Origin of the sequence: Mucilaginibacter mali, from assembly GCF_013283875.1 — a bacterium.
GTDB classification, from domain to species: Bacteria; Bacteroidota; Bacteroidia; order Sphingobacteriales; family Sphingobacteriaceae; genus Mucilaginibacter; species Mucilaginibacter mali.
Genome location: NZ_CP054139.1, coordinates 1,556,859 through 1,577,976 on the forward strand (window position 1 = coordinate 1,556,859; position 21,118 = coordinate 1,577,976).

Annotated in this window: 16 protein-coding genes; 6 read left to right on the forward strand and 10 right to left on the reverse strand. The window is 47.6% G+C overall.

All coding sequences use genetic code 11. The features are described from left to right. Positions 1-3 precede the first annotated feature (3 nt). The gene (locus tag HQ865_RS06715; RefSeq protein WP_173414152.1) at positions 4-219 is read right to left on the reverse strand and encodes a hypothetical protein; all 216 of its coding nucleotides are present in this window, start codon (positions 217-219) and stop codon (positions 4-6) included. 360 nt (positions 220-579) lie between these two features. On the opposite strand from HQ865_RS06715, the gene HQ865_RS06720 reads away from it, so the two are divergent. Then, positions 580-789, forward strand: coding sequence for a hypothetical protein (locus tag HQ865_RS06720; RefSeq protein WP_173414153.1), 210 nt, complete (start codon positions 580-582; stop codon positions 787-789). A 411-nt stretch (positions 790-1,200) separates the two neighbouring features. Beyond that, complete coding sequence (locus HQ865_RS06725; RefSeq protein ID WP_173414154.1) at positions 1,201-2,424, forward strand: multidrug effflux MFS transporter; 1,224 nt, start codon at positions 1,201-1,203, stop codon at positions 2,422-2,424. 348 nt (positions 2,425-2,772) lie between these two features. Here HQ865_RS06725 and HQ865_RS06730 read toward each other — a convergent pair whose 3' ends face one another. The 6 genes from HQ865_RS06730 to HQ865_RS06755 all read right to left on the reverse strand — a co-directional run bounded on the left by HQ865_RS06730 (position 2,773) and on the right by HQ865_RS06755 (position 8,703). Beyond that, positions 2,773-3,048, reverse strand: a complete 276-nt coding sequence (locus HQ865_RS06730; RefSeq protein ID WP_173414155.1) for a hypothetical protein — start codon at positions 3,046-3,048, stop codon at positions 2,773-2,775. 162 nt (positions 3,049-3,210) lie between these two features. Continuing rightward, on the reverse strand, positions 3,211-5,349 hold the full coding sequence (pnp, locus tag HQ865_RS06735; RefSeq protein ID WP_173414156.1) for a polyribonucleotide nucleotidyltransferase: 2,139 nt from the start codon (positions 5,347-5,349) through the stop codon (positions 3,211-3,213). Positions 5,350-5,477: 128 nt separating this feature from the next. Then, positions 5,478-5,756, reverse strand: a complete 279-nt coding sequence (gene rpsO, locus HQ865_RS06740) for a 30S ribosomal protein S15 (RefSeq protein WP_173414157.1) — start codon at positions 5,754-5,756, stop codon at positions 5,478-5,480. Between the two features lie 194 nt (positions 5,757-5,950). Beyond that, a complete protein-coding gene (locus HQ865_RS06745; protein WP_173414158.1) occupies positions 5,951-6,994 on the reverse strand; it encodes an adenylate/guanylate cyclase domain-containing protein in 1,044 nt (347 codons plus the stop codon). A gap of 4 nt (positions 6,995-6,998) precedes the next feature. After that, entirely contained in the window at positions 6,999-7,376 is a 378-nt protein-coding gene (locus tag HQ865_RS06750; RefSeq protein ID WP_173414159.1) for a response regulator, read from the reverse strand. Positions 7,377-7,395: 19 nt separating this feature from the next. Next, complete coding sequence (locus HQ865_RS06755; RefSeq protein WP_173414160.1) at positions 7,396-8,703, reverse strand: sensor histidine kinase; 1,308 nt, start codon at positions 8,701-8,703, stop codon at positions 7,396-7,398. Between the two features lie 191 nt (positions 8,704-8,894). Here HQ865_RS06755 and HQ865_RS06760 point away from each other — a divergent pair, with 191 nt between their 5' ends. Next, positions 8,895-10,169 (forward strand): MFS transporter, encoded by a 1,275-nt coding sequence (locus HQ865_RS06760; protein ID WP_173414161.1) that lies wholly within the window; start codon positions 8,895-8,897, stop codon positions 10,167-10,169. A gap of 127 nt (positions 10,170-10,296) precedes the next feature. Here the strand turns inward: HQ865_RS06760 and HQ865_RS06765 are convergent, their stop codons facing one another. Next, positions 10,297-11,940: a glycoside hydrolase family 28 protein gene (locus HQ865_RS06765; RefSeq protein WP_173414162.1), complete on the reverse strand. Its 1,644-nt coding sequence runs from the start codon at positions 11,938-11,940 to the stop codon at positions 10,297-10,299. Between the two features lie 365 nt (positions 11,941-12,305). Here HQ865_RS06765 and HQ865_RS06770 point away from each other — a divergent pair, with 365 nt between their 5' ends. Further along, positions 12,306-13,223, forward strand: a complete 918-nt coding sequence (locus HQ865_RS06770) for a DUF72 domain-containing protein (RefSeq protein WP_173414163.1) — start codon at positions 12,306-12,308, stop codon at positions 13,221-13,223. A 474-nt stretch (positions 13,224-13,697) separates the two neighbouring features. Continuing rightward, positions 13,698-15,332 carry a S10 family peptidase gene (locus HQ865_RS06775; RefSeq protein WP_175582432.1) on the forward strand — a complete coding sequence of 545 codons (1,635 nt, stop codon included), beginning with the start codon at positions 13,698-13,700 and terminating at the stop codon, positions 15,330-15,332. A gap of 212 nt (positions 15,333-15,544) precedes the next feature. Here HQ865_RS06775 and HQ865_RS06780 read toward each other — a convergent pair whose 3' ends face one another. After that, complete coding sequence (locus HQ865_RS06780; protein WP_173414164.1) at positions 15,545-16,426, reverse strand: AraC family transcriptional regulator; 882 nt, start codon at positions 16,424-16,426, stop codon at positions 15,545-15,547. 112 nt (positions 16,427-16,538) lie between these two features. Here HQ865_RS06780 and ppsA point away from each other — a divergent pair, with 112 nt between their 5' ends. Further along, a complete protein-coding gene (gene ppsA / locus HQ865_RS06785) occupies positions 16,539-19,004 on the forward strand; it encodes a phosphoenolpyruvate synthase (RefSeq protein ID WP_237073760.1) in 2,466 nt (821 codons plus the stop codon). Between the two features lie 123 nt (positions 19,005-19,127). Here the strand turns inward: ppsA and recN are convergent, their stop codons facing one another. Continuing rightward, a complete protein-coding gene (recN, locus tag HQ865_RS06790; protein ID WP_173414165.1) occupies positions 19,128-20,783 on the reverse strand; it encodes a DNA repair protein RecN in 1,656 nt (551 codons plus the stop codon). Positions 20,784-21,118: the final 335 nt, after the last annotated feature.

Sequence of the window (21,118 nt, forward strand, 5' to 3'; positions counted from 1 at the left end):
TGCTTACCAGCCTGAACCTTTTTTAGCGTTACCTGCTGCGATATGCGCTTCGGCAGTAGCTTTGCCTAATATAGCGGCCATTTTGTTGCCTTGTCCGTCTGTACCGGTTGCAATGTACCTGCCTGATTTTACATCGATAACAGGATCTACCATTGGAACATTTTTAGTTTTGGTTTTTACTGAATAAGCGGTAATGCCGCCTGATGCTGCTGTTGCCATTGAATAAATTGTTTAGTTTTTAAGTGTTAACCGATTTATTGGTATTTTGTTTATAAGTGATTTTGGAAAATTCAGCTTTAAACACCCACAATATTAACATATTGAAAAGAAATTACTGATTAGTTAAGTATAATACTTATCCACATTTTGGACTTATTGAACACTTTAATCTGTAACTAACATAAAATCAATATTATGCATTTGTGTTGTAGGTGGTTTATAGTGGTTTTTTATTTGATTTTATAGCTTAAATAAAACTTTTGGGAGTGTAACAGTTAGCTGTAGCCTTAGTCTTATTGTTGTAAACGCTGCCCGGCAGCGTAAAATATTAATTTAACATTCATTTTAAGCAATACAATTATGGGCTTTTTCAGTGCCGACGAACCTAAAAGTTATGAAATTGACGGCAAACGACTGTTGTGCCAGTTTTGTGATAACAACACCTTTTATACCCGCCACGAGCAATTGCATACGCCAACCACCACTTTTTTAAACCTGGAGTGGACCGATAAAACTGCAACATGTTTTGTTTGCAGCAGTTGCGGCTACATCCACTGGTTTATGCGGTAGCGGTGTAATTGTTCATTGTATCAGGCGTAGTTGGCCAGTACTAACAAAAACAAGCTAACAAGGCAAAAGGCGATGAATAATTTAACCATGATATTTAATTTGATCTCCATAGTAGCAGATTGATGTTTCAAAGGTAGCATAACAAAAGGGGCTGGTGTATCCGTGCTACCACGTATTTTACCCCGTGAAAACACCCTATTTTAATATAGTATAAACACGAGCGGCGAAAGAGGAGGTCGCCTTTTAACCCGATTTGTTGCTATTATGAAATCAAGGTCGGGTTTTTTGTATTAAAACTATAATGTAAGTTTTTATATAATATCAATTCAATAATTTCTTAATAATGTAAATTGTGTTTCAGATGACTGTATTCAGCAGGTACAAAACTATCTTTGCGGCATCATCGCAATTATGACAAAGCAACGTTACTTCTTCCTTGTCCTTATCCTCGGCTCGCTTACTGCGTTGAGCCCGTTCAGTATAGATATGTATCTGCCTTCCTTCGCGCAGATAGCTGCTACCATGCATACTACTGTAGAGCAGGTGGGGCTGTCACTGTCCAGCTATTTTATTGGTTTGGCTGCCGGGCAGTTGCTGTATGGCCCGCTGTTAGATAAGTTCGGGCGTAAAAAGCCGCTTTACATTGGCTTATCGGTTTATATCCTGGCTTCGTTCGGGTGCCTGGCATCGCAAAGTATAGATATGCTGATCATCCTGCGCTTTATACAGGCTGTAGGCGGCTGCGCGGCCGGTGTGGCCTCAGTAGCTATGGTGCGCGATCTGTTCCCCCTGAACGAGAACGCCAAGGTATTTGCCCTGCTGATGCTGGTATTAGGCGCTTCACCGATGCTGGCCCCAACCATCGGCGGCTTTGTAACAGACGCTTTTAGCTGGCGGGTGATCTTCCTGATACTGGCTATTATAGCGGCAGTGATCTTCGCGGCGGTGGTATTTACGCTACCTAACAGTTACGTGCCCGATAAAAGCATATCGCTTAAACCGGTGCCCATCATCACCGGCTTTTGGGAAGTGCTGAAGGTGCCGCAGTTTTATACTTACGCTTTCTCAGGTGCCTTATCATTTGCCGGGCTATTTACGTACGTATCGGGTGCACCGGTGGTGTTTATGAAGATCTATCATTTAGATGCCAAAGCCTTCGGGTTGATCTTCGCCGGGCTTTCTGTTGGCTTTATCGGGTTTAGCCAGTTCAATACCCTGTTTCTGCGCAGGTTCCGCAGCGAGCAGATCGTACCGGTGGTATTTATAAGTCAGTTGATATTTGCAACGCTGTTTTTAATACTGGCAATTACCGGCTGGATAACCCTGCCGCTGATCATTATAATGGTATTTCTGCAATTGTGTTGCGTCGGGTTGATCAGTCCTAACGCTTCGGCCTTATCTATCGCCCCGTTCGAGAAGAACGCCGGAACAGCTTCGTCCTTATTGGGTGCCCTGCAACTGGGCATTGGCTCGGCGGCTACAGTGGGCATCAGTTCGTTTCATGTGGTGAATATTATTCCGCTGGCAGCCGTAATGTGCGGGGCAGGATTGTTAGCCTGCTCTGTTTATTTTATTGCCCGCAGAGGAATAAAGGAGCATGTGAAGATGGGTGAGGGGGCTGTTGTGGCGCATTAACGCTTACTTTCTTTTTGGAACAGTTTACTATAATTGATACCGCGTGCGACATTACCTTCAATGGTTGTTTCGCTTGTACTATTAATGAACGTCAGTCTAGCTCAATCGCCGCACGGAGGGGCTGTTACTTTTTTCGTGGTGTTTTTTTAAAGCCACTCATGAAAACGGCGTAGCCTTCTTTAGTGCTTTAAAAAAATAAACACACCACGGAAAAAGTAATAGGTTACTGCGGCTATGAGCAGGCTAACAATAATAAAGCACTAACTGAACTAAAAAGCACTAACCTAAAAGCGTAGAGAGTGCTTCGTACCTCGAAATGACGTGGTGGTTAGATTTGGCGCTGCGCCATCAATCGCAATTCTGCAACAAATCGTAATACTTACGTATCAGTTCGGTATCGTAGTTAACCAGCGAATTATAGGCTTCGGTAACCAGTTCGGTGAGGATGGAGGCGCCTAAGGCCCCGGCACCGTTGGGGATATCTTCGTAATATTTTATTAATTCTTTCACACGGATGATCTCGTACAACAGTGCCTGTATCAAATCAGTTTGCGCACTGCCGCCACGGCTTCCCTGCTTGTGGGTTAGGAAGTCTAAAGGATCATCAGTATTGGCAGAAGTCATCGGCAAAGTAAGCGCGCGTTTAATTAATTAGAAAAATACGGTTCTCGTCATTAATTAAGGGAATATAAAAAAAGTGTTTTTGTTTTAAATTTTTCACTTTTTTTTCATAAAAACAAAAAAGTCCCTGAAAATAGGGACTTTTTTAACTTTTTGGCAATTATATTAATTGGCAGATGGTGCCGGCTTCTCCGGGCGTGGCAATAATACCTTGCGCGAAAGCTTCAGCTTACCTTGCTTGTCAACTTCTAATAGTTTTACTTTAACAATTTCGCCAATCTCGAACACGCCGTCCATTGTTTCAATGCGTTTGTGATCGATCTCTGAAATGTGCAGTAAACCATCTTTACCCGGCATGATCTCGATGAATGCACCGAAAGGCATGATCGAACGAACTTTACCTTCGTAAATTTCGCCAACCTCTGGTTTCATGGCGATAGCTTTGATACGGCCAACAGCGGCGTCGATAGCGGCTTTGTTATCGGCAAATACCTGCACTACACCAAAGTTACCAACCTCTTCAATGTTGATGGTAGCACCGGTTTCGCGTTGCATCTCCTGGATGATCTTGCCACCGGGGCCAATAACAGCACCGATGAACTCTTTATCTATCTTAAGGGTAATAATACGCGGAGCGTGTGGTTTGTAGTCTTCACGTGGTGCTTCGATGGTTTTCTTCATCTCGCCCAGTATGTGTAAACGGCCGGCTTTAGCTTGTTCTAAGGCCTGGGCTAAAACTTCGTACGATAGGCCGTTGATCTTCAGGTCCATTTGGCAGGCTACGATACCGTTCTCGGTACCGGTAACTTTAAAGTCCATATCACCTAAGTGGTCCTCGTCGCCAAGGATGTCTGAAAGGATAGCGTATTTGGTGCCCATTTCGTTGGTGATCAAACCCATGGCTATACCTGATACAGGCGCTTTCAGTTTTACACCGGCATCCATCAGCGCTAAAGTACCAGCGCAAACAGTAGCCATTGATGATGAACCATTAGATTCTAAGATATCAGATACCACACGGATAGTGTATGGATTCTCGTCGTCGGCAGGTAATACTTGCTTTAACGAACGCATGGCCAGGTTACCGTGGCCAATTTCGCGACGGCCGGCACCACGGTTAGGACGAACCTCACCAGTTGAAAAGCCAGGGAAGTTATAGTGCAGCAGGAATTTCTGGTAGCCATTGATGAAGGCACCGTCTATCATTTGCTCATCATCTTTAGCACCCAGGGTAACGGTGGTTAACGATTGGGTTTCGCCACGGGTAAACACAGCCGAACCGTGAGCAGCAGGCAGGTAGCCAACTTCGCTCCAGATAGGGCGTATCTGTGTAGTAGTACGGCCGTCTAAACGTTTGCCTTCGTCAAGCACAAGGTTACGGATAGCATCATACTCAACATCGTGGTAGTATTTTTTAGCTAATGATTTGGTGATATCGTCGATCTCGCCTAAAGTAGCGATATAGGTATCGCGCACTTCTTTAAATTTAGCGGCACGCTCGTCTTTGCCCGATGCAGATGATGCAACAGCATAAACCTGATCGTAAGTAGCGGCGTAGATGGCCTTCTTCAGGTCTTCGTTACTGTGCTCGTGGCAGTAAACACGTTTTACAGTTTTGCCGGTCTCTTCGGTCAGTTCACGCTGAATTAAGCAATGGTGCTTAATGGCGGCGTGGGCAAACTTAATGGCTTCCACCATTTCGCTTTCCTGTATCTCGTTACATTCACCTTCAACCATGTTCACGTCAAACTCCGAACCGGCAACGATAAACTCTAAAGTAGCGCGCTCAAGGTCGCTCAGGGTAGGGTTGATCACCAGCTGACCGTCGATCTTAGCTACACGTACTTCAGAGATAGGGCCGTTGAAAGGGATATCAGAAACAGCCAGTGCTGCCGATGCTGCTAAACCAGCAAGGCAATCAGGCATGATATTTTTATCAGCAGAGATCAACGAGATCATCACCTGGGTATCAGCGTGGTAATCTTCAGGGAATAAAGGGCGCAGGGCGCGGTCAACCAGGCGTGAAATTAATACTTCATAGTCTGATAAGCGTGCCTCGCGGCGTAAGAAACCACCGGGGATACGGCCTGTAGCGGCGTATTTTTCCTGGTAGTCGACAGAAAGCGGAAGGAAATCTACGCCTTCTTTAGCTTCAAACGATGATACTACGGTAGCCAGTAACATGGTGTCGCCCATTTTTACTACTACGCTGCCATGCGCTTGTTTAGCCAGTTTACCGGTCTCGATCTCGATGGTGCGTCCGTCGCCCAGGTCGATAACCTTTTTAATTACATTTAAACTCATTTGTTTGTTGTTGTGGTGCACCTTTCATCTTCGGGGGCGCACCGGTTTTATGTTGTGTAAATTGTTTCAAACAAAGTAAAAAAGCCATTCGACTAACGAACGGCTTTTTTTTGAAAAACTTGGAAAGCTTATTTAATGATATCCCTTAGCTCTAAAGCTTTGATGATAGCACGATACCTTGCAATGTCTTTTTTGTACAGGTAAGCCAATAAACCACGGCGTTTACCTACTAATTTTTGCAGCGATAACTGGGTTGAAAAATCCTTACGGTTTTTTTTCAGGTGGCCGGTTAAATGCGCGATGCGGGTGGTGAATAAAGCAACTTGTGCTTCGGTTGAACCAGTGTTGGTAGCAACGCCACCGTGTTTTGCAAAGATCTCTGCCTTTGCTTCTTTACTTAAATACATTACTTGAATAATATTAAAGCGTTAAATATTTTTGTTAATTGTGGCGCAAAGATACGTTTAGTGTTTTAGATATGCAAGGGGAGGAGCAGAGATTAGTTAATTAGTGATTAGAGATTAGGGGGCGTATAAAATGGCATTTGTCAATCCATAGCGATGGGTTTCAAACCCATCGCTATATGAGAGGATTATTAGGCTTACTCCACCACCTGGTATATCACCACAGGCTTGACCTTATTCTTCAGCACCACCTCGCCAATCAATTCGCATTTAAACGATTCTTTGGCTTTTTGATATACCTCTTCAGATATTACGATCTGTCCCGGCTTGGCGGCTGATTGCAGCCTTTGCGCGGTATTTACCACATCGCCTATCACGGTAAAATCCAGGCGCTTTAACGATGCCGAACCGATATTGCCCGATACCATTTCGCCAGTGTTTATACCTACCGAGATCTCTGGTTTATAGATTTTATCGCCCATTTGTTCGGCCGGTACGCCGCTCAGGTTGTGTTTTACGGCAAGCGCCGCGTCGATAGCGCGATCGAGGTGGTAATCGCCTTTAAACACAGCCATTACGGCATCGCCCATAAATTTATCTATAACGCCGCCCTGTTTGATGATCTCCTGCACTACCTTATCAAACAGGCTGTTCAGCAGGTTTACCACAGTGTTAGCAGGCACCTGTTCGGTTATGGCGGTAAAGCCTACCACATCAAAAAACACAACGGTGGCTTCCAGTATTTCGTTTTTGAGAAGGCTGCTTTCAAACTCTTTGTGTGTCATAAAGTTTAGCACGTTCTCATCTACATACATTTTAAGGATATCGTTCTCCTTAATGGCTTTAATGGTTTGCTGCAATTGCCTTACATGCTGTATGGTTTTCTCCATGGTTAGGTCAAGGTCGTCAAAGTCTACAGGCTTGCATACAAAATCAAAGGCGCCGCGGTTCATGGCCGTGCGGATGTTTTGCATATCGCCATAGGCCGATACTACCACTGCTTTCAGCATGGGGTTGGCATCGGGCAGGCGACTGAGCAGGGTAAGGCCATCCATCACCGGCATATTGATATCGCTCAGGATGATATCCAGGTCGGGATGTTCGGCAACCTTTTGCAGTGCCTCCTCGCCATTCTGCGCGAAAACAAACTCGTATACGTTCTCCCTTATCTTGCGGCGAAACTTCTGCTTCACCAGCAGTTCCAGGTCGGCCTCGTCATCAACAACTAATATTTTTGCCATTAGGTTAGATAGTAATGTGTTTCAGTTTTTCCTTCAGTAAGCCAAAATCAAGCGGCTTGGTTAAAAAGTCGTTAGCCCCTTTTTCCATTGCCTGGCGGTGGTTTTCTTCATCGCCGTAAGCGGTGATCATCATCACAACGGGCGGCGGCGCATCGTAATCGTGCCGAATTTTCGATAGTAGTTCTATCCCGCTCATGCCCGGCATGTTGATATCCGACAGGATGAGCACCACTTCGCTATGCTTCTCTTCTAAATAGGCCAGCGCCTCCTCGCCCGAAAGCGCGAAGTCGAAATCGATCTCGTGGTTTTTTATCTCCTTGCGAAAGCGTTGCAAAAATAAGGGTTGTACGTCTGCTTCGTCGTCTACAACTAAAATTTTCATATATATGTTTATGTTATGCTCAGGCTTTTAAAGGGAGTTGAATGGTGAATTCAGAACCCTCGCCCTCTTTACTATCTATATTTATTTTGCCGCCGTGGCCTTTAACTATAATGTCGTAACTTAAGGACAGGCCCAGTCCGGTACCCTCGCCGGTTGGCTTGGTAGTGAAAAAGGGCTGCATAATTTTATCCTTAATAGCGTCTGGTATGCCGGTGCCGTTATCTTTTACAACAACAATCACATTGTTATCGGCCTGGCTGGTGGTTAAGGATACGGTTGGCTTGTAATCGGGGCCAGCCGCCGCCTTCTTTTTGTGGATGGCATAAAAGGCATTGGTGAACAGGTTAAGCAGCACGCGGCCCACATCCTGTGGTACAATGTTGATCAGTGGCAGATCAGGGGCATAATGCGTATCCAGGTCGGCGTTGAACGACTTATCCTTGGCCCGCAAGCCATGATAGGCCAGGCGCAGGTACTCATCCGCCAGGGTGTTGATATTGGTGTCTTCTTTTACATCGCTGCTTGCGCGGCTATGCTGCAGCATACCTTTCACAATACCGTCGGCACGATTGCCATGGTGAATGATCTTCTCCAGGTTCTGCTTCAGGTCGCCGGCAATAGCAATGGCTTCTTCCTTGTCGCCATTGTTCAGTTCTTCCTCCATCTCGTCAATCAGCTCCATACTCACCTCGCTAAAGTTCTTCACAAAGTTCAGTGGGTTTTGAATCTCGTGGGCTATGCCGGCGGTAAGTTCACCCAGCGATGCCAGCTTTTCCTGCTGGATCAGTTGGGCCTGGGTGGCTTGCAGTAGTTTTACGGTTTCCTGTAGTTCGTTCTTTTGTTTGGTGAGTTCGGCTGTGCGTTCGCCTACCAGCCGGTCCAGCTCGTTATTGCGCATGGCAGCCATTTGCAGTTCCTGCTGCTGCTTTTTTGAATTTACCCAGCGGGCGTAGATCCAGGCAAAGGCCGCCAGGATGGCGAACATGAAGTAAGTATCGTACTTATCGTAAAAATTGGGCGCAATCAGTTCGGTTAAGCTGGTGAGGATACCGACGCCAACCAAAGGGTAATGCGCCTGCACATAAAACCCAAAAGATTTAAAGTCGGGTTCTTTACTGATATAGTATAAGATCCCCAGCAATATCAGGCTACCCAGCAGACCGGTTACATCATCGGGCAGTCTTTGGGTGAGTATAAAGATCCCCATCACTATCCAGGGCGAGTAGCTGAGCTGCTGCCGCCATTTAGGATATTGCGGCGAGAACTTCAGTACTTTTCTTAGGCGAAAGATGAGCAGAAAAGACGCTAAAAAGTAAAAAAACTGCATGCTTTATGTTTTTTGTGATTGAGTAAAGATAGTTATTGCCGCCGTTATCGCAAAGGTGGCACTAAACCACCTGCAAATTTATAGCTGTAATATTTAGCGTTGGCAAGAAATATTTAATCAATAAAATCAATTCTTAATCGGTGCGATCAAATTAATATCTTAGCCCAACCACAAAATAAACCGTCCCGAGTATGATCCGTCAGCAAACCCCACAGCATCGTATATGGTCTATCATTGCCGGTTCGCTGGGCAATTTGGTGGAGTGGTACGATTGGTATGCCTACTCGGCTTTTACCCTCTACTTTGCCGACGCGTTTTTTCCGTCGGATAACCAGGTAGTACAATTGCTGAATACTGCCGGCGTGTTCGCAATCGGCTTCCTGATGCGCCCGATAGGCGGCTGGCTGATGGGTACTTATGCCGACCGTAAGGGCCGCAAGGCTGCCTTAACCCTATCGGTTTTACTGATGAGCTTGGGCTCGCTGATGATCACCGTTGTGCCGGGCTACGCGCAGATCGGTATCGCCGCCCCTATAGTATTGGTGATAGCCCGCATTATCCAGGGCCTGAGCGTTGGCGGCGAATACGGCACCAGCGCCACCTACCTTAGTGAAATGGCCGATAAAAAGCATCGTGGCTTTTATTCCAGCTTTCAGTACGTTACCTTAATTATGGGGCAGTTGCTGGCGTTGGGTGTCCTGGTGCTATTGCAGCGCGTGTTTTTAACCCAGCAGCAATTGCAGGATTGGGGCTGGCGCATCCCCTTCGGTATCGGCGCATTTCTGGCTATTACGGTGATGTACCTGCGCCGGAACTTGCAAGAATCGGTAGAGATGAGCAAGCCGAAGCAGGAGCGGGGTACCATCAGCGCGCTGCGCAAGCACCCACGGGCGGTGATGGCGGTTATCGGCCTTACGCTTGGTGGTACAGTGGCCTTTTATACGTATACCACTTATATGCAAAAGTTTTTGGTGGTAACATCGGGCTTTAGCAAAAATACCGCAACGCTCATCTCATCGTTCACGCTGTTTGTATTTATGTTGTCGCAGCCGCTATTCGGGGCGCTTTCGGATAAAATAGGCCGCAAGCCTTTATTAATAGGCTTCGGTATTTTAGGTACGCTGACTACCATGCCCATTATGCTGGCCCTGGGCAAAACCAACGATTTCTGGACCGCCTTCGCCTTGCTGATGGCAGCCCTGGTGGTAGTGAGCGGCTATACCAGTATCAACGCCATTGTAAAAGCCGAGCTTTTCCCCGCGCATATCCGCGCGCTGGGCGTAGGGTTCCCGTATGCCATAGCCGTTTCCATGTTTGGCGGCACGGCCGAATACATCGCCTTGCTGTTTAAAAATCACCATCACCAGGAGTGGTTTTACTGGTATGTAACGGTGTGTATCGCTATATCGCTGTTTGTGTATTGCTTTATGAATGATACGCGCCGGCATTCGAAAATGGAGGATTAGCGTAATAAGAATGTCATTGCGAGGAGCAGCCGAGGGAATGCGTGTTGGGGCGACGCGGCAATCTCGTAGTTTGATCTGGGTGCTACGAGATTGCTTCGCTATCGCTCGCAATGACAAGTTGTTGATGTTACTTCACCGCCACTACACCAATCGAACTTCCCGCCCCGGCCTTCACCGCTTCCTTCACACTTTTTAAATTGCTGCCAGTAATATTGATGGCCTTGCTTTTCTCGCCGCTTACATTAATAAAGGTGCTCACCTTATCGGTAAAGCCAATGTTATCCAGGCTGATATTCCAGGCGTTGTTAGCTGTAAATAAGTTTTTTTGTGGCGACAAGATCTTTACATTCTTCAGGTCGATGTCGCTGGCTTCGGTTATATCCACACCTTTATCAGCAGATAACACTATATCGCTGAAGTGCAGCTTACTCACCGGCATTTCGGGCAAACCGGTTATAGATATGGCCGATTTGGCCCCGCTGCCGTAAATATGGCTAAGGTAAAAATCCTTAAATATCGGCGTCTTAGCATTCACCTCAAATTTCTGACCGGGTTCGCCCGGTTTTTCATCCTCATAATAGGTGCTGAACAGCACGGCTTCGTTCAGGATATCGTGCATGTAGATGTTATCGACATAAATATCATGTACTGGTCCGCCGCGGCCGCGGCTGCTTTTTACACGGATACCGATATCGGTATTCACAAAGTTGCAGTTGGTTACATAAACATTCTGCATGCCGCCATCGGTATTACTGCCGATCACGAAGCCACCGTGGGCGTGGTACACAATGCAATCGGCAATAATAATGTTCTTCAGGGCCGGATCGTTCAGTGCGTCGCCTTTGCCACCGCTCGATTTCATGCAGATGCCGTCATCGCCGGCGTGAACAGTGCAATGGTATACCACCGCGTTTTTGCAGGACGACAGGTCTATTGCGTCGCCGTTTTGGGCATGATACTCATTAAATATGGTCACGTTGCGGATGATCATATTGGTGCAGCCTTTGGGGTTCAGCGCAAACTGGGGCGAGTTTTTAAAGGTAGGCCCATCGAACAGCACATTTTTGCTATTGGTGATAGAGGCCAGCGCCGGGCGCAGGAAATCGCGGGCGGGCAGGTAATCCTTTTCGGTAAGGTTGGTTTTGCCTTTCAGGGTTTTCAGATATTCTTCGCCGTTCATTCCTTCTTTGGTGGGCCAAAGCATGCTGCCGTCTTTACTTACCACGCCTCCGGCCTTCAGCATATCGGCCCAGAGGGTGGGCGAGGCCTTGCTTTTCTTTAGCGGCCGCCAGGTATCGCCGCCACCATCGAAGATGCCCTCGCCGGTAATGGCCACGTTCTCCAGTTTATTACCCGACAGCAGCACTTTGGTTTTGCCATCGATAACAGGATATTGGGTATGATCGGTAGTGAAGGTAACCAGCGTGCCGCGTTCGGTATGCAGGTTTACGTTGCTTTTCATCTCGATGGGGCCGGTAAGCCACAGGCCGGGCGGCACCAGCACAGTACCGCCTCCGGCAGCATTGCAGGCGGTGATAGCTTTATCAATAGCCGTGGTATTGAGGGTTTGCCCATCGCCAATGGCTCCGTAATCTTTTATATTGAAGATCTTACCGGCAAACTTCGGTTCGGTAACAGCCGGCATTTTGAATGGAGCGTGTGCTATGTAATAATCCATATCGTGCGCGGCAGTTTGCTGGGCGGCGGCATAATATGTAGGGAACAACAGAGATAACGCGGCAATGGCCGGCCATTTCAGGATATTCTTCATGATGGTATAATTGGTTATTGTGTAGCCAAATAACGCTAAAAATAAAGCAGGCTGATATGCTATTGGCCTAAAAAACTACGCAAACGATACCGGGAACGATAGGCGGAAGTGGATGGTGAATATATTAGTCGAATAGCATGCTGGTTATTTAACTCACCCGGTCGTTGCTTCGCCCGACCACCCTCTCTTCGCTGCGCGAAAAGAGGGAACAGGAATTATCCCGTACTACTTTTGCCCTCTTTCCGCACAGCGGAGAGAGGGCCGACCAGCGTAGCGTAGTCGGGGTGAGTTTAAGCATTAAGGATAATGCTTGATGCCCATCAACAAAAAATAATCCCTAAATTTCCGCCCTAAAACCAAACGATATGGAATTTGGCCGCGTAGCTCCCGAACAACTGCCCCTGATAGATTTTACCCTGCCGGCTGATCCGGCATTAACCACCGCCACCTTAGCCGAAGCTAAAGGCAAAGGCTCTACACAGGTTTATGTAGGCTGCGCCAAATGGGGCCGTAAAGAGTGGGTAGGTAAAATTTATCCGCCCAAAACCAAGGACGCTAATTTTTTGGATGAATACGTGAAACACTTCGATAGCATTGAGCTGAACGCCACCTTTTATCAAACCTACGGACCGGAGACGATCACCAAGTGGAAGGAAAAGGCCGATACTAACCCCAACTTCAAGTTTTGCCCCAAATTTTCGCAAAGCATCAGCCATATCCGCCGCCTGAAGAACGCCGAAGATATTACCACCCAGTTTTACGAAGGGATTATGGCCTTTGGCGATAAATTAGGTCCGCTGTTTTTGCAACTGGGTGATAATTATACGCCCAAAAGCTTTCCTGAACTGAAAGCCTATTTACAACATTTGCCCAAAGATGTACCGGTGTTTGTAGAAGTGCGCCATAAGGATTGGTTCGCTGTCCCCGCTGTGCGCGATGAATTGTTCGGTGCTTTGCACGAGTTAGGCATTGGTGCGGTAATAACCGATGCTTCGGGCAGGAGGGATTGCGTGCATATGCAATTGCCAACACCACATGCCTTTATACGTTTTGTGGGTAACAGTCTGGACAGAACCGACTACAAACGTGTGGATGATTGGGTGGCGCGTATTAAAGATTGGTCGGGGCAAGGCCTGCAATCAGTTTGGTTTTTTATGCACCAGCACGATGAGCGATATTCGCCCGAGTTGGCTGATTATGTGAGTGATGAGTTGAATAAGGCCTTGGGGTTGAATTTACACCGCCCCGCGTTTATTGGCAGGGATAAGGGGTTGTTTGATTAGTACTCCTTTTAACTGTAGAGACACGATACTTCGTGTCTCTATCATGAGGGAGACGCAAAGTATTGCGTCTCTACAATAAATTGCACATCCGTTCAACATAAACCCGGGCGTAATGGAAACCCCGCAGCGAAGGAATAGCTGGCGCGGCAGGGGCGAGGAGTTGTAATGAAGCACGGGAGCAAACGTTAATAGCACTGGCAGGGGTATTGCTTTTCAAAATAGTTCTTAAAGCAACTTGTCATTGCGAGCGATAGCGCGGCAATCTCATCGGACAAGCAACGAGGACCTGCTTATGAGATTGCCGCGTCGCCCCATTTCACATGCCGGCCCGTTGCTCCTCGCAATGACAATTTGGTAATGTATCTCGCCCTTTTGTATCAATAATATTATAAAACTAAACGTTTGTAATACATAGCTTAGCATTTATCATTTGGGCCTGCAGGCCTGCTTTTAATTATTTAAGCTATCACAATTATGAAAAAAACTTACTTACTGTTATTAACGGCCATTTGCGCTATCTCGTTAACTGCCCAAGCCCAGCGTGGCACAGGAGGCGGTGGCGGCGGACAAGGTACAGGTGCCGGCGGCGGCGGATTTGCCGGCCGGCAGGGCGCTGGCGGCGCTACAACGGCTGCTCCGTCGGGCGGTTCGTCAACAACTACATCAAACCCCTTGCAAATCAGCAAAAGCCGCATCCTGTTGTTAGATTCGGCCATTACCACCAAACACACGGTTACCATTAAAGGTAAAGCGGTGCCTTATACCGCCGCAGCCGGTACCCAGCCGGTGTGGGACGAGGATGGCCACGCTATTGCCGGTATATTTTATACTTATTACGAGCGTACCGATATAACCGACGAGCAGCGCGCCACACGCCCGCTGGTGATATCGTTTAACGGTGGCCCGGGTACTGGTTCGCTGTGGATGGAACTGGGCTATACCGGTCCGCGTAAGTTGAAGATAGATGATGAGGGTTACCCCATCCAGCCTTACGGTTTGGAAGATAACAGCAATTCGATACTGGATGTGGCCGATATTGTGTACATCGACCCGGTGAATACCGGCTATTCGCGCACCGCTAACAGCGAAGTGAATAAAGCGCAATTCTTCGGCGTGAACGAGGATATCCGCTACCTGGCTACCTGGATCAGTACTTTTGTATCGCGCAAAAACAGGTGGGCATCGCCTAAGTTCCTGATCGGCGAAAGTTATGGTACCACCCGTGCATCGGGCCTGGCGCTTGAACTGCAGGATAGCCACTGGATGTACCTGAACGGCGTGATCCTGGTATCGCCAACAGATCTGGGCATCGAACGCAGCGGCCCGGCTGCCGCGGCTTTATATACGCCTTACGAAGCAGCTACAGCCTGGTACCATAAAGCGCTGCCAGCTGAATATCAGAACCGTTCGTTGCCTAAATACCTGGCCGAGGTAGAAAAGTTCACGCTTGATGAGTTAACCCCGGCAATGACCAAAGGCGGCATGCTGTCAAACTCCGAACGCAAATCGGTAGCGGCTAAGCTGGCACGATACATCGGCATTAAGGAAAGCGTGGTGCTGGATAATAACCTGGCCATCAGCGCCGGCTTTTTCTGGAAAGAGTTGCTGCGCAGCAAGGGTTACACCATTGGTCGTTTAGATTCGCGCTATAAAGGTATCGACCGTGATAACGGCGGTACGCGTACCGACTACAATCCCGAGCAGCAGTCGTGGAGCCACTCGTTCACCCCGGCTATCCACATTTACCTGAAAGACGAGTTAAAATACAAAACCGATTTGGAATACCTGGTTTACGGCCCGGTACAACCGTGGAATAATACTGTTAACCGCACCGGCTATAACCTGCGCCAGGCTATGGCCGAAAACCCTTACCTGCACCTGCTGGTTCAGTCTGGTTATTTCGATGGCGCCTGCGATTACTTCAACGCTAAATACAGCATGTGGCAAATGGACCCCAGCGGTCGTTTAAAAGACCGCATGAAGTGGGAAGGCTACGAAAGTGGGCACATGCTTTACCTGCGCAAACCAGATGCGGCTGAAGCCTGTGATAACCTGCGTAAATTTTTAAAGGAATCTGTTGCTAAGGCGGGTACACCGGCTAAGTATTGATACCTCTCCCCAACCCCTCTCTGAAGGAGAGGGGTTTTTAAAATAAACACAATTTGTCATTTCGAACCCTTTGAGCGTTGGAAATGGCAGGGCAAGGGTGAGAAATCTTATACGATATGTATATGTCAAACAATCCGTATAAGATTTCTCCTCATCCCCCTCGCTCAATGGCTCCGCTTATTCGTTCGAAATGACAAACTGTTATAGGGGGGCTACCTAAAAAACTGCCTGTACTGCAAAGGCGTTTTCCCTACCAGTAACTTAAAATGCCGGTTAAAGTTAGACAGGTTGCTAAACCCCGATTCGTAACAAACCACCACAATGCTGTAATCGTGCTCTTTAAGCAGTTTGCAGGCATGCCTTATTCTTACCTCCATTAAAAACGTGAAGTAGCTTTTATGCGTGCGCTGTTTGAAATAACGGCAAAAGGCGTTGGGTACCATATAAACCAGTTTGGCCACATCCTTTAGCGCTATGGTTTTGGTGAAGTTATTCAGCGTGTAAAGGTATACCTTGGTGAGACGGTTCTCATCGCTTTCGTTATACGCCGATTGGTCGGGCGCGGATGTGATGTATTGGCGATCCTGATTTTCGCCAAGGGTGTTCAGTAATTGCATTAATAACCACAGGCGCTGGTGGATAGTAGCCCCGGCGAGTTTTTCCATCAAATCCAGTATGGGGGCTATCGCGTCGCCCTGGAATATCATTCCCTTAGAAGCGTCTTTCAATAAGCCAGCTATCAGCTCGTTTTCGGGCAGGGATAAAAAGCGTTCGCCTAAAATATCTGGGTTTACGTGCAGGGTGAGCAGCTTCAGTGGCAGATCTATCTTGCCCTGCTTCATTAATTCGTTAAAGTAGCGATGTGTTTCGAACTTAAACATATGCGGCACATCAGGGCCGATGACGATCAGCATGCCGCTGCTCACCTCTTCCAACTGTTCGCCGATTAGTAAAGTGCCGGCACCCTCGGCTATGTAAACGATCTCCAGTTCCCGATGATAGTGCAACTCGCTAAGCGCATGGTAATAATCCGACCATCTAATACTGAACGATCGGTCATCACTATTTAAAAAAGTATTTAAATGCGCTTTCATTTATATCATAATAACCTAATTTTTATTATGTGATACAAATATGGTTAATATAGTATCATTTTTAATGAATTTTTACAAATTCTTATATAATGGCCCAATCTACTTTTGTATTATGAAAACAATCAACTCTATGAGCACCGAAAAATATACCATGAAACTGGTAGAAGCTTCTATCAACGACATTGACAAGGTTGGCGGCAAGAACGCCTCACTTGGCGAAATGCTACAGCACTTAAGCGCACAGGGTATCCGCATCCCCGATGGATTTATTATCACAGCCAGCGCTTACTACCGTTTCATCGATCATAACCAGTTAGATAAGCAGATCAGGGCTATTGTTAACGCCGCTGATATTGACGACCTGAAGCAACTAAGCGCCTGCGGTGCCGAAGTTAGGACACTGATACAAAACGGTACCTTCCCGGCCGAGATGCAGCAGCAGATCGAACAATCATATAAAGCGCTTTGCGCCCAATACGCCCAGGACAATGTTGACGTAGCGGTACGTTCATCAGCCACTGCCGAGGACCTGCCCGACGCTTCCTTTGCCGGTCAGCAGGATACTTATCTTAACGTGAGCGGCGAAGCGGAACTGCTTACCTCCATTAAAAATTGCTTTGCCTCTTTGTTTACAGACAGGGCTATTAGCTACCGCCAAAACTTTGGGTACGATCACTTCCTGATCGGTCTTTCTGTTTGTGTGCAGAAGATGGTGCGTTCGGATATGGGCGTATCAGGTGTGGCCTTTTCGCTGGATACCGAAAGTGGGTTTAAAGATGTGGTGATCATCAATGCATCGTACGGCTTGGGCGAGATGGTTGTGCAGGGCGCGGTTAGTCCGGATGAGTTTATTGTTTTTAAACCTATGCTGAATAAGGGTTTTGAAAGCATCATCGAAAAAAAGTTGGGCAAAAAGCACCAGAAAATGGTATATGGTTCAGCAGGCGAGGAGCGTGTTGAGATTGTAAAAACGCTTACGCACGAACAAAACCGTTTTTGCCTGAATAACAAGCAGATCATCCAGCTAAGCCAGTGGATCGTCGCTATTGAAGATTACTACTCGAAACTTAAAAATAAATGGTGCCCCATGGATGTGGAATGGGCGCTTGACGGTCGCAGCAACGAGCTGTTTATTGTGCAGGCCCGCCCGGAAACCATCCACTCGCGCAAGGTAGTGGGTAGCATTACCGAATTTAAGATCCACGATGCGCAGCGCCACAACCACCTGCTGCTAAAAGGTATTGCCGTTGGCGATAAGATAGCATCAGGCAAGGTGCATTTGCTGAATGGCCTGGATAAGGAAGGCATCCACCATATCGACTTTAAAAAGGGCGATATCATGGTAACCGATATGACCGACCCGGATTGGGAACCCGTAATGAAAAAGGCCGCGGCCATTATCACCAACAAAGGTGGCCGTACCTGCCATGCCGCCATTGTAGCCCGCGAACTGGGTGTGCCAGCCATTGTAGGTTGCGATAACGCGACCGAAATATTAAAGACCGGTCAGCTGATCACCGCTTCATGCGCTGAAGGCGAAACCGGGTTGATCTATGCGGGTGAGATCTTGTACGAAAAACACGAGCATAACCTGAGCGACCTGCCCGAAGTGGATACCAATGTGATGATGAACATTGCGTCGCCGGATATGGCTTTCCAGTATGCGCACTATCCTAATAAGGGTGTTGGCCTGGCGCGCGAGGAGTTTATCATTAATAACTATATCAAGATACACCCGATGGCCTTGCTGAAGCACGAGGAATTGCGCGACGCGGAATTGACCCAGCTCATCAACCAAACCATTAAGGGTTATGCCAGCGGTGCCGATTTCTTTGTGGAGAAGCTATCGTACGGCATCGCCAAGATCGCCGCGGCTTCGCATCCGCATAAGGTGATCGTACGTTTCTCGGACTTTAAGACCAACGAGTATTATAATATGCCGGGCGGCAAGCATTTTGAGCCTACCGAAGAAAACCCGATGATAGGTTGGAGGGGCGCTTCACGCTACTACTCTAAAAATTACCAGGAGGCTTTCGGCTTAGAGTGCATTGCGATTAAGAAGGTGCGCGAAACCATGGGCCTGAAGAATGTGGTGGTGATGATCCCGTTCTGCCGCACAGTAACCGAGTTATTAAAGGTTTATGACGTGATGGCCCAATACGGCCTGAAACGTGGCGAAGATGGCCTGGAAGTTTACCTGATGGCCGAGATCCCATCGAACGTGATACTGGCCGAACGCTTCGGGCAATATATTGATGGCTTCTCTATCGGTTCTAACGATTTAACGCAGTTGGTTTTAGGCTTAGACCGGGATTCATCGCTGGTGGCCGATCTGTACAGCGAGCGTAACGAAGCGGTAAAAACTATGATCTCATCGCTGATACAAACCGCCAAAAAGCTGCGCATTAAAGTAGGTATCTGTGGCCAGGGCCCGTCTGATTTTCCGGATTTCGCCCAGTTTTTGGTAGAAGAGGGGATAGATTCGCTATCGGTAACACCCGATTCGTTTATGAAGACGGTGAAGGCGATCAAGCAGATTGAGGATGAAATAAGAGAAGGCGCGAGGTTGACGGCGTAAAACATAAATTGTCATTGCGAGCGATAGCGCGGCAATCTCGTAGTATACCTATCAAACTACGAGATTGCCGCGTCGCTCCGTTTCACAGGCCTTCGCTTGCTCCTCGCAATAACAATATTTTTACTACACCCCCAGCAACTCCTTAGCATTCTGCAAGGCGCTTTCCCCCGGTTTTTCGCCGCTTAGCATTTTGGCTATTTCGGTAATGCGTTCGGTTTGCTCCAGGCGGCGGATGCGGGTGTAGGTGGTGGCCGCTTCATCATCCTTATAAACAAAGTAATGGCTTTTGCCCTTGCTGGCAATTTGCGGCAGGTGGGTAATGGTAATTACCTGCAGGTTTTGCGCCAACTGCTCCATGATTTGGCCAACCTTGTGCGCCACCTCGCCGGATACGCCTGTATCTATCTCATCAAAAATAATGGTAGGCAGGGCGGTATGACGGGCAATCAGCGACTTAATGCTCAGCATCAGCCGTGAAAGTTCACCTCCGGATGCTACCTTGCTCATTTCGGCCAGGGCGTGGCCCTTGTTAGCGTTGAACAGGAAGCGTACCTGGTCGGTACCGTTATCGCCTAAACCGTCAATGCGATTCAGCTCGATCTTCATGGCCGAGTTACCCATGCCCATTTCGGCCAGGGTTTGCAATACCTGCTGCTCGATACCGGGGATGGCATTGGCGCGGTTAGCCGATAGTTCAAGGGCCATGTTTTCCAGTTCCTGTTTTTCGGTGGCTATCTGCTTTTGCAACTGTGCGATGGCCTCATCGCCAAATATAGCCTGGTTAATTTTGTCCGACAGGTCGGCCTGGATAGCCAGCAGTTCGGCGTTGGTGCTTACGCGGTGCTTTTTTTGCAGGTTGTAGATAATGCTTAAACGTGCGCCCACTTCATCGGCGCGGGCCGGGTTGGTTTGTGTTTGTTGTTCTAAGGCCTCTATTTCGGCAGCTATATCTTTTAGTTCGATAATGGAACTGTTCAAGCGTTGGTAAAGTTCGCCAATTGCCGGGTTAAATTTTTCGGTAGACGACAACTGGTGGCCAGCCTCGCGCAATTGGATCAGGGCCGATGTTTCGCCCTCCTGCATCAGGTAGTGGGCGCCAAGCAGGTTGCGCTTGATCTCGTCGGCATTATTCAGCGTATATAGTTCCTGTTCCAATTGCTCCTGCTCTTCATCGGCCAGCGTTGCTTTTTCCAGTTCATCAAACTGAAATTGATAGTAGTCAAGATCAGCCTTGGCTTTATCGCTTTCCTCTGTCAGTTGCTTCAGCCGGCTGTTCAGCTTTTTGTAGGCTTTGTATTTAGTTTGATAATTGCCCAATAGTTCGCCATGCTTTGCCGCTGCATCAACTACCAAAAGCTGGAACAGCGGGTTATTGATCTCCAGTGTGGCATGCTGCGAGTGGATCTCGATCAGCTGTTCGCCAAGTGCTTTCAGCGTATTCAGGTTTACCGGCGTATCATTCACAAAGGCACGAGATTTACCATCGGCGCTGATCTCGCGGCGCAATACGGTCTCGGTTTCGTAATCCAGATCGTTCTCTTCAAAAAACGAGCGCAGGTGGAAGCCGTCGATGGTGAAGTTACCCTCGATCACGCACTTCTTCTGTTGATTGAAAAAGTACCGGCTCTCCGCCCGCTGACCTAATATCAGCGACAGGGCGCCCAGAATGATGGATTTACCCGCACCGGTTTCGCCGGTGAGGATATTAAGTCCCGCCCCGAAGCGGATCTGCAGGTTATCAATTAAAGCGTAATTGGTGATGCTAAGCTGTTGCAGCATAAATTAGTTCCCTTTTTTAGCGGAGACTAAATTACTAAATGTGGACCGCTGATTTTGTCTGAACCGCTGATTTTTTTGATTTCGTTGACTTCATTGATACGGTGCCAGGGATGGGTGATGTTTTAGACTTAAGAAGTTAAAAAACTTCGTAAGTCTGATCTGACCAGAATACTTTTCCGCGTTATGGATGGGAGCGGATACCGGCCTGTGGCTAAGGCCCGTGCAGTATGAGCGTACAGCCCGGGCCGTAGGCAACGCCAAGATTATCTGAATCAGAATTTTCAGAATTAGACAATTTACAGAATTTTGAAAATCCTTAAATTCTGTAAATTCTG

Coding starts and splice junctions, on each gene's coding strand:
- HQ865_RS06760 (WP_173414161.1), top strand. CDS start 8,895: ATGATCCGTCAGCAAACCCCACAGCATCGTATATGGTCTATCATTGCC.
- HQ865_RS06770 (WP_173414163.1), top strand. CDS start 12,306: ATGGAATTTGGCCGCGTAGCTCCCGAACAACTGCCCCTGATAGATTTT.
- HQ865_RS06745 (WP_173414158.1), bottom strand. CDS start 6,994: ATGGCAAAAATATTAGTTGTTGATGACGAGGCCGACCTGGAACTGCTG.
- rpsO (WP_173414157.1), bottom strand. CDS start 5,756: ATGTATTTAAGTAAAGAAGCAAAGGCAGAGATCTTTGCAAAACACGGT.
- HQ865_RS06730 (WP_173414155.1), bottom strand. CDS start 3,048: ATGACTTCTGCCAATACTGATGATCCTTTAGACTTCCTAACCCACAAG.
- pnp (WP_173414156.1), bottom strand. CDS start 5,349: ATGAGTTTAAATGTAATTAAAAAGGTTATCGACCTGGGCGACGGACGC.
- HQ865_RS06755 (WP_173414160.1), bottom strand. CDS start 8,703: ATGCAGTTTTTTTACTTTTTAGCGTCTTTTCTGCTCATCTTTCGCCTA.
- HQ865_RS06775 (WP_175582432.1), top strand. CDS start 13,698: ATGAAAAAAACTTACTTACTGTTATTAACGGCCATTTGCGCTATCTCG.
- recN (WP_173414165.1), bottom strand. CDS start 20,783: ATGCTGCAACAGCTTAGCATCACCAATTACGCTTTAATTGATAACCTG.
- HQ865_RS06715 (WP_173414152.1), bottom strand. CDS start 219: ATGGCAACAGCAGCATCAGGCGGCATTACCGCTTATTCAGTAAAAACC.
- HQ865_RS06720 (WP_173414153.1), top strand. CDS start 580: ATGGGCTTTTTCAGTGCCGACGAACCTAAAAGTTATGAAATTGACGGC.
- HQ865_RS06750 (WP_173414159.1), bottom strand. CDS start 7,376: ATGAAAATTTTAGTTGTAGACGACGAAGCAGACGTACAACCCTTATTT.
- HQ865_RS06725 (WP_173414154.1), top strand. CDS start 1,201: ATGACAAAGCAACGTTACTTCTTCCTTGTCCTTATCCTCGGCTCGCTT.
- ppsA (WP_237073760.1), top strand. CDS start 16,539: ATGAAAACAATCAACTCTATGAGCACCGAAAAATATACCATGAAACTG.
- HQ865_RS06780 (WP_173414164.1), bottom strand. CDS start 16,426: ATGAAAGCGCATTTAAATACTTTTTTAAATAGTGATGACCGATCGTTC.
- HQ865_RS06765 (WP_173414162.1), bottom strand. CDS start 11,940: ATGAAGAATATCCTGAAATGGCCGGCCATTGCCGCGTTATCTCTGTTG.